The sequence below is a fragment of the Paenibacillus wynnii genome, assembly GCF_030812855.1.
Classification (GTDB): Bacteria; Bacillota; Bacilli; order Paenibacillales; family Paenibacillaceae; genus Paenibacillus_AQ; species Paenibacillus_AQ wynnii_A.
In genome coordinates this window covers 399,784-413,303 of record NZ_JAUSTK010000001.1, presented here as the reverse complement: position 1 = coordinate 413,303, position 13,520 = coordinate 399,784, and the positions used below count along the sequence as shown (strand labels likewise).

General features: G+C 47.0%; 6 protein-coding genes. 3 read left to right on the top strand and 3 right to left on the bottom strand.

What is annotated here, in order from left to right; all coding sequences use genetic code 11:
• Positions 1–325: 325 nt before the first annotated feature.
• Positions 326–3,856: an S-layer homology domain-containing protein gene (locus tag J2T20_RS01670; RefSeq protein ID WP_307584933.1), complete on the top strand. Its 3,531-nt coding sequence runs from the start codon at positions 326–328 to the stop codon at positions 3,854–3,856.
• 126 nt (positions 3,857–3,982) lie between these two features.
• Positions 3,983–6,949 carry a GH36-type glycosyl hydrolase domain-containing protein gene (locus J2T20_RS01665; protein WP_307584931.1) on the top strand — a complete coding sequence of 989 codons (2,967 nt, stop codon included), beginning with the start codon at positions 3,983–3,985 and terminating at the stop codon, positions 6,947–6,949.
• A gap of 45 nt (positions 6,950–6,994) precedes the next feature.
• Here the strand turns inward: J2T20_RS01665 and J2T20_RS01660 are convergent, their stop codons facing one another.
• Entirely contained in the window at positions 6,995–8,608 is a 1,614-nt protein-coding gene (locus J2T20_RS01660) for a response regulator (protein ID WP_307584930.1), read from the bottom strand.
• Positions 8,586–10,337, bottom strand: a complete 1,752-nt coding sequence (locus tag J2T20_RS01655; RefSeq protein ID WP_307584928.1) for a sensor histidine kinase — start codon at positions 10,335–10,337, stop codon at positions 8,586–8,588. Before J2T20_RS01655 ends, J2T20_RS01660 begins: the two co-directional genes overlap by 23 nt.
• A 129-nt stretch (positions 10,338–10,466) precedes the next feature.
• Between J2T20_RS01655 and J2T20_RS01650 the strand changes: the two genes are divergently transcribed.
• The gene (locus tag J2T20_RS01650) at positions 10,467–12,062 is read left to right on the top strand and encodes an extracellular solute-binding protein (protein ID WP_307584926.1); all 1,596 of its coding nucleotides are present in this window, start codon (positions 10,467–10,469) and stop codon (positions 12,060–12,062) included.
• Between the two features lie 102 nt (positions 12,063–12,164).
• On the opposite strand, the gene bglS is transcribed toward J2T20_RS01650, so the two are convergent.
• A complete protein-coding gene (bglS, locus tag J2T20_RS01645; protein WP_307585103.1) occupies positions 12,165–12,848 on the bottom strand; it encodes a beta-glucanase in 684 nt (227 codons plus the stop codon).
• Positions 12,849–13,520: the final 672 nt, after the last annotated feature.

Here is a 13,520-nt window from a genome sequence, read left to right as displayed (position 1 = left end):
ATCGAAAACCTCCTTCTGGTAGCTCTCTCTGTAGCCGCCCCTTTCGAATTATATACCAGAAGCCCAACTTACGAAAAGTATGAGATAGATGCTCTCTCCCTGTAACCGCTTTTAAGAACTAAGCCGCTGCGGACCGAAACACTAAAAGGAAAGCCTCCACTCACTCGGAGGCTTTCCTTTTTTTTAAAAGAGGAGAACCATTCAAGGTTGTATTTTTGTTATTTAAGCTAATGAATTGGTATATAACCCGTACCGTGACAAATTTATACTAAAATACAGAACGGTTAAATAATGACCGAGGTTGATTATAAGAGGAGGAGTTTGTTTGCATCACAGGAAAATTTCCATGCTTCTGATCTTCAGTATTATTGTATCGCTTGTTTCCTCAGCCGCATCCGTAGGGGCCGCCGGTTCTTTAAACGGGGGAATTCCTTCAAGTAAGGTGTCTTTCGAAGATATGCAAGGCCATTGGGCCGGGGAAGCGGTAACGGGGCTTCAAGAGGCAGGGATCGTATCCGGTTACGCGGACGGCCTCTTTCATCCGGATGATGTCGTCACTCGGGCCGAATTTGTCTCGATGCTGAACCGAGTATTTCATTATGCGGACAAAGGAGATACCACTTTCTCCGATGTCAAGACTTCAGACTGGTATGCAGACTCTGTCCTGAAGGCTCAACAGGCGGGTCTCATCAGCGGTTATAGTGATGGGCGTTTTGATCCTGGGTCATCTATTTTGCGTCAGGACAGCATGGTGCTCCTTGTCAGAGCCTTTCAGTTGGAGGAATTATCTGCTGCCAAGCAGAAAGAGTTCACGGATGGCAATACCATATCCACGTATGCCAGACCGGCAGTGCAGTCTATGCTGGCAAAGGGTTACTTGCATGGTGACCAAGCCGGGAAATTGAACCCAAAGCAGACGATGACCCGCGCCGAGGCGGCCTTTCTTCTGAACCAAATGATTGGTTGGATGAGCATGCTGGATGGTGAGTCCACGCTCGGGAAGATTGAAGGCAATGTAATCATTAACCGTCCTGGTGTTATCTTGAAAAATACAGAAATTCAAGGTGATCTATATGTGACGGAAGGGGTCGGAGATGGAGAAGCAACATTCGATCATGTAACAGTCTCTGGTAAAACGTATATTCTGGGTGGCGGTGTAAACTCGGTTGTGTTCAGCGACTCTAAATTATCTGATCTATCCATCGGGAAGAAAAGTGGGTCTGTCCGTGTGGCGTTGACCGGCAATTCTTCGGCTCAACATATTTATATCACGCAGAAAGCAAATTTGGAGTTGTCCAACGGTTCGAGAGTGGACGCTGTAACCATTGATTTGAAAGCAGCAGGGTCAAGCATCAGGAATAACGGCACTATTGCTCTGCTGGAGGTACTCACGGATGGCATTCTTTTGAATGGCAAACCACTTGATCGGGGAGTGCGGCTTGAACTTCTTCAAGGAACGGCCCAGCCCACCAGTACACCGGCAAGCAATTCTGGAAGTACGCCAGTAAGTACGCCAGCTCCGTCTTCTTCGCCCGCAGATCCATGGGAGCTGATCTGGAATGACGAATTCAATGGCAGCTCTATAGATGCCAGCAAGTGGAACGTTCAAGATACCGGGACGGTCTACAATAACGAATTGGAATATTACAAACCTGATAACGCGAGTATTCGCCAAGAGAGCGGCAACAGTGTTCTGGCTCTCGAAGCCAAGAGCGAGGATTATCAGAACAGAAACTACACTTCCGCGAAGCTGACCTCCAAAATGAAGGGGGATTGGACTTATGGGAAGTTCACAGTCCGTGCCAAGCTGCCCGTGCAGCAGGGGATGTGGCCGGCGATCTGGATGATGCCGACTGATGAGATGCAGCAGTATGGACCTTGGCCAGGATCTGGCGAGATGGACATTATGGAATTAACCGGGCCGGTGGGAAGTGATCCGGATCATGCCGGCAAATATCCAAGAACGGTTCATGGTTCGCTGCATTATGATGTTCCGCATGACTCACAAACTGCGGAATATGTGCTCCCTGAAGGCGTGACCTTTGCAGATGATTATCACGAGTTTACGATGGAATGGCTGCCTGGAGTCATCCGTTATTATGTAGATGGCAACAAGTATTTTGAGACAAATGATTGGGGCACTAAAGCGGAAGGGCAAGGTGAATATTACACGTATCCGGCGCCGTTTGACCGTCCGTTCTATATGATTCTGAATCTCGCCGTTGGCGGAGATTGGCCTGGAAATCCAAAGGATGATTTCCAAAGTGATCAAATGTATGTGGATTATGTCCGGGTGTACGAGTATAAAGATTTGGAATTGCTGCCGGATGTGACAGGCACACGTCCCGTGAATCCCTCGAATGCTGTTCCGCAGCGGACTCCACTTGCAGACGGTAATCAAATCTATAACGGTGATTACACGGGAAATACCATGAACGGGGTTCCGGAGGATTGGCAGTTCCTTTTGAATGGCGGTGGAGTTGGTACTGTAAGTGTGGTTGAAGATACTTACAAGGACATGGTCGCGAAGGTTGTCGTTGATCAGGCAGGCACGCAGAATTACTCCCTCCAGCTGACGCAGATGCCTCTGCTGTTGGAGAAGGGAAAATCCTATAAGGTTACCTTTGACGCCAAGGCGGATGGGGAACGGTCATTTATGACGAAGCTGACGCAATTCGGCGGGAGTTGGACCGCTTATTCAGGGGAGAAAAACTACCAGCTTAGCAATGAATGGCAGTCTTACGAATACAGTTTCACTATGAATAAAGCGACGGATAACAATGTCCGGTTCGAATTCAACCTTGGTTTGAGTGATATCGACGCTTATTTTGCCAATGTGAGAGTGGTAGAGACAGAACCGCTGCCGCAGGTACGCGTACCTTTAGCAGATGGTAATCTGATATATAATGGAGGTTTTGATCAAGGGGCGGACCGCATGGCGTTCTGGGCCTTCGCAGCCGAAGCCGATGCTGCTTCAACAGCCCAGGTTAGCAATGTTTTGTCATTTCCCTTCATGGAACGCAAACTGAATGTAAATATTACAGGCAGCACAGAGTCATCAGATGCTGTAGTCCTGTCGCAAGGCGATCTGGAACTAAAGCCAGGAACAACATATCACCTGACATTTGAGGCAAAATCTAATCAGAACCGTCCGTTGGAGATTGAATTGGATACAGGGAATCCCCAAGACGTGACCTACATCGACGGGCAGGTGATTCAACTGACCAATACAACATCTGCCTACAGCAAGGATATTATAGTGAGCGATTCAGCAAGCGAAAATGCTGCGCTCTTATTTCTACTGGGCGGAGCAAGCGGTTCTGTTGAACTGGATAATGTACGTTTGACTCCGGTTAAAGGGGAGCAGCCAACCGGAGCCAACCTGCTGGATAATGGTGATTTTGCAACTGCATTTCAAGGATGGAGCAGCTACTCTACGGACAGCGGTCAGCTCGCGATAGAGAATGTAGATGAATCCCTGCAAATCAATGTTGGCACCGTAGGTAACAATCCTTGGGATAGACAGGTGTTTTATGAAGGTGCCAATTACATCAATGGCAACCGCTATACACTCACGTTCAAGGCTAAAGCCACGACGGCAAGACCAATGAATATCAGTCTAGGCTGGCTTGATGCGGCAAATAATTATTTATGGCACGCGTATGGTGGCAAAATCATTGAACTTGGGACTGAATATCAGACCTATACGATTGTTTTTGATGTTGCACCCGACAGTACAACGATCGGGCGGATATCCTTTGAAGTGGGGAAAGTCATGGATGCAGCTGTTGGAAATTTAAGTGTAAATATTGACGATATTAGCTTGGTCAATAATGGTCCTTCACCACAAAATTAAGATCCAAAGGCTCTAATTGCTAATCTAGAAAAAATACAAGATTCAATCAGATGGAGGCAAGCAGGGCAGTCCCTGATATTCGGGTACCGGCTTGCCTATATCTGTAAGGGAGAAGAGGAGAAATTCATGTTAGTACATCATATAGCAAGACAACATTCAGGGAGTCCCGGGGCTCGACTTCGGGAACTATTCCCCATTCAGATTTCACCAGAGGACATAGTGGATGCCATTTATACTGATGCGGAGCAGCAATCGGTTATCGGGGTTTCCGGTTTACCACACAAAGCACCGGCAGTTTTGGAGATAATGAAGCACTCAGCCATTGCTTCATTTCTGCTTGGTCTGACCACAGAGGAAACCTCTGCTTTGATTAGATGTAGCGATCAGAAAATCGAACTGTTTGTCTGCCCTTCAAGGGTGCAGAAGGCTGAGATTCCAGAAGCAGCCACCCGGGAAATTCAGCAGATTCTGCTGACCGTGAAAGGCTGGGCAGGTTCGTTGAATGGCGAGGGGGGACACGAAGTTGATTTGTTGGCTCCGTCGCCTGGACCGCATTTTCATGTTAATCTACTGCTCGGTAACAGGATCGGTTATGCCCATCCTCTGCAGACAACACCCAAGAGCGTAGTCGACCGCTTGGGTGGAGGCAGCTTCCGTTCACATGCCGCAACGCAGGTACTCGCCACGCGTTGGGATATGCGACAGGAGGAGAACGGCTTTCCCGCGAACCGGCAGTTTTATCTGTATGAAGATAGCCGACAGATCTTTTATTCTGCTGAACCTGGGGACCCCAATATCCTTTCCGCTGTGTGCTGCCATTCACAGAATTACACGACGATTACATACGTTACCGCCTGCGGTCTTACAATCCAACGTACGATTTTCATTCTTCCGCAAATGGATGGCCTGCCACTGGCGACTGAGGTTCAGCGCATCTCCATACGCCATAGCGGAACAGCGGTAAGAAATCTTCGTCTGGTATACACAGGAATGTTCGGTTCAGCAGCTCCTGGCGCGTTGTTCGAGGATGTATTATATAGCAATATTATTATGCAGGGAGGGATTCTGAAGGATGGGACCGGAGCTTTGGCGGCGGTCAGCCCCGATTATTACCCTGAAGCAGGGAGAATCGACCGCAGATTTCACACCCTCATGGTCCATAATGGAGGCCAACCGCAGTTTCCACGGGAGTTTTGCCTTAATTACAACGAATTTGTGGGAAATGGCACTCTGCAGCGGCCCCAAGGTGCGTTAAAACTAAGCAACTCACTTTATCGTAAGGGACCTGGCTTTTTTGCCGTAGCTGCTCAGATGGAAATCAATGCGGGTGAGACGGTGATGGCCGACCAATTCACAGGCCTTGTTTCAGACAAAGCGAACCCTCACTGGGGGGATCATTCACTGGCGGAGGAAGTAGAGCGGCTAACGGCACAATTTTCGGACCCGTCAGAGGTAGATAGGGCATTGACACAAAATCAGGAGTTTGTGCGTAAGTACAGCAACTACCTGCAAGTGAATACTCAAAATGAAGCGTTTAATACGTATGTAAATCGGAACTTGCCCTTTCAGGTTCTGTACCAGTCGTTTGTTTCCCGTTCATTTTGCCAAACGCAGAAAGGATACCGGGAAATCGGCTTTCGGGAAATTCAGGATTTGTATGCCTCCATGTATTATTTTACAGGAATGGGTCAAGGAGAACTGGTCAAGCAACTCCTTAAGGAATGGACCAGCATGGTATTTGAATTCGGCTTCGCCTACCACAATTTCTTCTGGACCGGTAAAGAACCAGGTAAGTGGTCGGATGATGCTTTATGGTTGGTTCAAGCCGTCTCCCGTTATATTAACTTAACTGGGGATATCGGTTTTCTGGACGAAGAATGTGTGGTTGCGGGTACAGTGCCGTCTGAAAGACGCCCGGTTTATCAGACTCTGCAGTCCATTCTTGTCTATTCCGGCTTAATTTCAGTAGGCAAACACGGACTTCCTCTGCTGGATTATGCGGATTGGAATGACTGTCTCAAGCTCGATGAGACCTGTATTAATGGCATCGTCAAGGAAGAACGGTACCGTGAGCAAATCAAGGATTCCGGGACGTATGGTGACCCGCTGGAAAATAATTATTCCGAAAGTGTTATGAACGCGTTCCTGCTCAAAATGGCCATGGATCAAATGATAGATTTGGCGGAACGCAAGGGAGATCGCGATTACGCGAAGCAATTGGACGAGCGCAGCAGCCAGCTGTTTATGCGTCTCCAGGAACATGCTTGGAAAGGTGATTTTTTTGCGCGAGTGCTGTTTAATCGGTATGAGAATGGAACGTTTACTTATTTGGGGGCGGGTGGAGACGGATTGTCCGCCGATCCAGAAATAGATGGCTCATATTTCTTGAATTCGTTCAGTTGGAGCATTCTGGCCGGTTGCGCAAGTGAGCAACAGATCGAAACCATGCTGGATGTGATCGAACAGCGGCTGAAAACCCCCTTTGGCCTTAAGCTGGTCACGCCTGCTGCACTGGGCAAGGTATCGTCCCATACAGCTTCCGATGAATACTTCCCCGGTGATCGGGAGAACGGCGGGGTGTTCAAGCATGCTTGCATGATGGCGACGACAGCCATGTTCAGGGCAGCGAGGTCCGTGAATGATCCGAAACTCGCAGCAAAGCTCGGGCGTCTCGGCTATTGGCTCCTGGACATTACGGTTCCGTACCGGACTCTGGAAGATCCGTTCAGCCTCTGCGGAAACCCCCGGTTCTGCACGCAGTATAACAACAGTGAAACGGGGGAGAACATCGGTCCGATGCTGAGTGGAACCTCTACCTGGCTTACGCTGTCTTTGTTAGAAGCGCTTGGGGTAGAGCACACGCCGGAGGGAATCATAATCGATCCTATTCTGCGAGAAGACGAGCGTTCACTGAATTTCGTATTAAATCTGAATGAAGCTGCGTACCATGTGAGCATTAGCAAGCCGGAAGGTTTCCATCGATCCTTGGATAACCAGGTTCAAGTGAGTCTGGACGGTCAGGGACTGGAGAGCCGCTTGATTCCGAAAATGGCTGATCGCAAACGACATGAGATTAGAGTTGCTTTTAGTTGATTAAGAGATACAACCTATATCACTAATAAAAACAGGGACCGTCCATTAATTGGATCGGTCCCTGAATTCCTGTGGTGTCATATGACTGTATTCCTTGAATAGCTTGATGAAATATTGCGCGTTAGAGTAGCCCAATGCCGAAGAAATCTCATATATCTTAAGTGGGGTATGCATCAAAAGGTAAGAAGCTTTCTCCATTTTGACACCGCTGATATGATCACTTATGCGTTTCCCGGTCTCCAACTTGTAGATTTTTGACAGATAGACTGGATGCAGCATAACATGGTCAGCTATAGCTTGCAGCGAGACGTAATTCAGATTGCGGTCGATATAATCATGGATATTCCGAATTAGAACGGAGCGGATATCCTTGCGTTCGGTGTCGAAGTGTTCCTCTAACCGATGCAGTACTTCCAAAGCCCACTCCTGCAGCATGTCCGGCGTATGGAGCAGCTTGCCCTCCAGCAGCGGATTACCGATAATATCACCCAGCAGCTTGTTGTTTTTATGAGCAAAATAATAGAAGGCACTTTCCAGATAATGTTTCGCTTCCTGAATATGCTCGGGAGAATGCTCATTGCGTTTTTTTAACTCGGTGATGATGGTCAATATCTTCTCTTCTATGCCCTTCCAATGGTTCGTATCAAACAAATGAAATAATGTGGGCGGTTCGTACAACGACTGCAGAGTTTGTATTTCCGGGAAAACCGTCGATTCACTGCCGTCCAAGAACAGTCCGGTTTCATTTCCAATGTGCTGACGAATCATGGAGACTGCGGATTGGTACAGCCCGTGAACACTGTCCGGGAATATTCCCCAGCCCGTCGTTACGACAGAGATACCGCCTCCAATTATTGTGCCTACATTTTTTTGCAACTGATAGGCGGTTTGGACTAACTGCTTATGAACATCATGGGATTCACCGGCGGAGAGCGGCACTTTGGGCTGAAGTATAAACACCAGATAATCATGTACATCCTTGCAGGACCAGATGGAGAATTGCTCCTGGAACAGTTCGTTCGCTATATTTACAATGGCATATTCAAATAACATCATGCTGTTCAGATCATGTTGCTGAAAGAAATCTTCCAGCCGCGCGACAAGAATAGCGCCCGGAGCCTCCAAAGTGAACGGAAGGCTGAATTTATCCATTTGTTCAGCGAGCTGGGAGGGGGAAATTCGTCGCCCTTGCAGTAAGTCATTCAGCAGCCGGTCTCGAAGCAGGGGGAGGTGCTCTCGAAAAGTTTGCAGAGTACGGTGATACGAGGACCAGTTTTCCCATTCCCGGTTAATCTCCAATTGGAGCTGCTCGATGACCTCTACAAGCTGTGTGTTACTGATCGGCTTAAGCAGGTAAGCGCTGGCTTGCTGTTCAATAGCCAGCTTGGCATATTCAAATTCAGCATATCCTGTAAGCAGCACGATCTTGACATGCTTCCAGCGTCTGCGGATGGTTTCAATTAATTGAAGCCCTGACATCTCGGGCATATTGATATCGGTGATTACGATGTCAATCGGATGCTGCTGGAGAATTTCCAGAGCTTCCATACCAGAGTAAGCTAAGTGAACTTGTTCAAACTGCAGATCCGACCATGGAATAGAAATCGATAAATCATCCACCACATAGGGCTCATCGTCAACGAGTAAAATTTGCTGCATGCTCTGCCTCTTTCTGTTGTATATAAAGACTTATTTTGAGTCCGCCAAGTTCAGATGCCGATAAGTGAATATTGGACAGCTCCCCAAACTGAAGCTTCAGGCGCTGCTGTACATTCCACAGTCCACACCCGCGATCTTCTCGCAGAGAGGCGGTTAGTTGGGTATACATCTCTGCGATCCTGCCTTCGTCCATTCGGATTCCGTTGTCTTCAACGGAAATGATCAATGCCGATGGGTTGCGCACACCGATGATGCGAATAAGGCCGAGTCCATTTTTCTTTTCGACTCCATGGATAATGCTGTTCTCAACAAGCGGTTGAATAAGCAGCCGGGGGATAGGTTCGTCCATTATTTCAGCGGGCATGTGAATCTCATATTGAATCCGCTGCTTTCGAAGATTCTGAATGGCCAAGTAGTTCTCAAGCAGCTTCATTTCTTCTTCGATTGTTGTCAGGGAATGATCCATCTTGGTGATATAGCGGTAATATTCACCAAGATTAAGCGCCATGGCCTCTACGGATTCCGTATCACCAATGCTGGCCTTGCTCTTCATGAAAAAGAGGCAGTTGTATAAAAAGTGTGGATTGATCTGGGACTGCAGCTGTTTGAGATAAGCATCCTTTGTACTAAGCTGTTCCAGATAGACACGTTCAATCAGCGATTGAATCGTGGCAGCCATCTCATTGAACTCCTCATTCAACCGTGAGAATTCATTATTGGTCTTCATATGAATGCGTGTCGACCACTGGCCTTCCTTCATCCGGTTTAACGCTCGGAGCAACAGACTGACCGGCCGTTGCACCTGGCGGAACAAGAGCAGTGAGAACAGCAGGCTCATGATTAGCAGTACAGCTGAAGCGATCAGGAAAGAGTAACGGTTGCTTTGAATCGGTTGAAGGATCTGTTCAATCGATGAATAATGAATCACGTACCATCCGAGTGTAGAAGACCGCACAGCGCTGACCAGATAACTGTCATTTTTCAGCTTTACCACTGTGGATAATTCTGTGAAGTCCGAGGCGTTTGAAATGGATTCCGCAATACTCCGGGCAACCAGTTCATCTGAATTTGAGGGCTGAATGAACCCTAGTCTCTCATGATAGAGAAAGGTGTTACCCGTATTTTGCGACTGATAGCTATTGAACATTTTCTCGATATTAGCCGTCGGAAACCGTACCTCTAGAATCATGTTTGCCAGCTCGGGCATTTCCCGGTAGTCGGAGGGATCAGAGAGAAGTAAACGGAATTCACCATTCTGACCGTTTGCAGTCCCGGGAGAAACATACACCCAGCCTTCAGGCAAAACGCGCTGCAGAACGGAGGTGTCGAAAGCAAGTGCTGAATCCGAAGAAAGCGTCTCTTTTTTCTGAAGATTGTAGATCAAGATTCGGTTCTCCCAAGTGCTGGAGCCGGTTTGGAGTGACAATTTCTCCAGTACGGTCAATATCGTTTGACTAGGGTCTATCAAGTGATCGAGCTTCTGGATTTGCTCATAGTCGCGTACTGTCGGGTCGTGTTGCAGCGTATATATGCTTCCTGCCAGCTGATTGATATTGTTATCCATTTGCTCTGTCAAAAAGTCCAAATGATTTAAATCGCTAGTTTTGATCTGATTCGTAATGACTCGTATGTCTTTCCGGTAGGAAATTCCGTAAAAAAATAAAGTGATCGATATAATGGAAAACAGTATGGCAACCATTTTTATGAATAAATTAACGCGGATAGGCAAGGGAATCATCCTTTATTAAAGCGTATACAATTTAGAGAGTATATCATACTTATACGATTTTTTTATGATATACTACTGAAAAATATAAATATAATGGAAACTAGATAGCACTCAATCGGGAGGCAGAATATGCGGTTGCTATTATTGATTACATTTATAATCTCCATCACCGCTGGATGCTCTAACGGAAGCAATGGCAGTGCCGAGGTAAACTCAACCTTGGACGGCAAAGATGATGCTGTTCATTACGATCAAGAACTGGGGAAGTTCGTACCGCCAGTAGATTTATATACGGTTGGTTCCGTCAATCCTGATATTAATTTTAAAGAAGGAGAAAACTTGGAGAATAATGTACATACACGCTGGGCGGAAGAACGTCTTGGCATCCGGATCCGCTATTTATGGACCATTCCCGATTCTAATGAAGCTTACGCCAATAAACTGCGTTTGGAACTGGTAAAGGGTAATATGCCAGATATAGTGACTACCCGGGATCATGAATTAATCCATGAATTAATAGATTCGGGCCAATTCATAGAAGTTGGGGAGTTATTCGACCAATATGCTTCACCGGTTTGGAAAAGCGCCATGGACGAAGTGCCCTCCGTATGGGATTCTTACATCCGCGACGATAAAAAGTATGCCATTCCAATACTGGACTACGAATATTCGGCTGATCCAATTCTGTGGATTCGTGAGGATTGGCTCAAGCGCCTTAACCTTCCCGTTCCGCAGACTTTTATTGAGCTTGAAGCCGTCATGGATGCCTTTACTTATGAAGATCCGGACGGCAACGGTGTAAAAGATACGTACGGTCTGTCGCTGGGATTCAGATACGGCCCCAGTACTTGGATGGGAGACAGCAGTTGGATCTTTGGCGCTTTCAGAGCGGTTCCCGAGCAATGGAATGTGCAGGCGGATGGTCAACTGCAATACGGATCCACGTCTCCGGGGACCAAACAGGCACTTGGCTTGTTAAAGAATTGGGTATCCAAAGGATATATCTCTCCTGACAGTGAATGGTTTGATGAAGAGCATGCGGCGTCCTTATTCACGGATGGCAAGGCCGGTATTATCGCTGGTCCATATTGGATGGATGGGTGGCCATTGTCGAACGTAAAGAACAGCGCTCCAGAGGCTGTTGTTCAAGCGGTTCCCATTCCGGCAGGACCAACAGGGGTCGTTCAGAGACGAGGGACGCAACCGGTCAACGGCGCAATACTTATTAATAAGAAGATGAAGCATCCAGAGATTTTCTTCATCTACCAGAATTATCTATTTGATTATTATGCTACGTCAACCGGTGAGTTTACGAATGGGCTTGCCAAAGGGTATGACTGGACTGAGATCAATGGCATCCCAACCATTGAGCCTGAATATCTCCCGCAAGGAGGCATTCGGGTAGCGTCCTACACGTTAACCTTTGATGGAGCACGTATTCCTTCCAAAGTGATCAAAGCCATTCCTAATAACATTATTCCAGTACTTTTTTCTCAGAAAGAGTCCTCTCAAAAGGAGCAGTTCACCGGGCCGCCTACAAAGACGATGAGAACCAACTGGGAGCTGTTGCGGAAACTGGAGCAGAAAACCTTCCAAAAAATGATCTTCTCAGATATACCGGTAGAGAGCTTTGATTCTTTTGTACAAAAATGGTCGCAATACGGCGGCGAACAGATTACTCAGGAAGTGAACAACTGGCATCTCTCCCAAAATCCCCAGCAATAATAGATAGACGGAACTCCCGTAATACAAGAAACCGTATGTCAGTGCGAACAGGAAACTGCCTGTTCACTGCATACGGTTTCTTGTAGTGTTACGGGCAATCCTTTAATTGCTGGTGTATTTCATCCAATCGTAGTAGGCATACAGCGGATTAGCTCCATTGTAAGCGCCGAGCCAGGAATCAACACCGGTGCCGTTCCAGATATTCATCATAATTTTACCGGCATGTGTAGGGATATTGCTGGTTGCCGTATGCTTAAGCACACCGTCTACATACCACTTGATAGAACCAGCCTGCCAGTCAAAAGCGTACGTGTGATAGCCTTGCGAGGCATCAAATCCGAGATTAATAATCTTCTCATGCCCGCCGACACCATTCGTGAAATAATTGAATTGAACCTGTGTAGTGTCCTTGCCTAGGAACTCAATGTCGATTTCATCCCAAGGCGTTCCGTCAGACGGGCCGGTATAGGTGAAGAAAGAGGAGACAATCCCCGTATTCTTAGCCGGCTTCATACTCACTTCATATTTGCCGTACCCATATTTGTTCACAGAACGTAATTCCCCACCGTCAAATTTATCATAAGATGGGCTGGTTAGTGCGAGTCGTAGTTTGCCGTCAGCGGTAAAGGTTACATTGTTAGCTCTCCAGGTGCAATTGAACATGCCACCGTTAGAATAGCCGTCAGCTTTGGTCCAGTTGGTTGAATTGAAATAAGTAAGCGGCTCCCAAAATTCCCAAGCTCCGAAAACCGATGAAGTCAGGAAAACGCAGCTCATTATAACCATAGCCAAGCTGCTGACCCCTAATTTTTTCATACGTTTCATCATTTTTATTCCTCCTTGTAAGGGTTTTCATTATGGATTAATCATACTTAGTCCTCCCTCGGGGATAAATAACAATAATTAAAGTTTGGATAACAAAAAGGCAACTATTTGGGCTTTCTCCTAGATAGATCGTTCTCCAGTAACGGATAATTAGAAGTTTGTTTTAGTTCCAGTTTGCTACTATGAGTCTGATAACGTGGCAAATAAAGTTTAGAGGGAAAATTCGGCTCTTTCTCAAAATCAGTGATAGACTTTCGGTTTGCTTCACTGTACCGGGGACGATTTCGATCTAACTTCGCCTGATGCTCACCGGGTTTGGGGAATTACGCCTTACAGTAGCCGATTCGGGGTTGCGGACCAGTCCTTCGGCGAATTAGAGGGGAAAATGCCCGCTAATACCGACCGAAACGACTTTATTTTGAGATGAAAGGGAAAATATCCCTCTAATCTTAGCCATGCCGCCCCAACGAGGTAAATCCTCAAAATTAGCGGGCGAAATCCCTTCTAATTACCCAAACGGGGTGCCGGGCACAGAAATAGAGGGGGAAAATCCCTCTATTTGGATATAACGGCTTTCTGTCCTTCCCATCACCTGTCAAGCACTGATTTTGGTGTTGAGCCGAAAATTCCCCT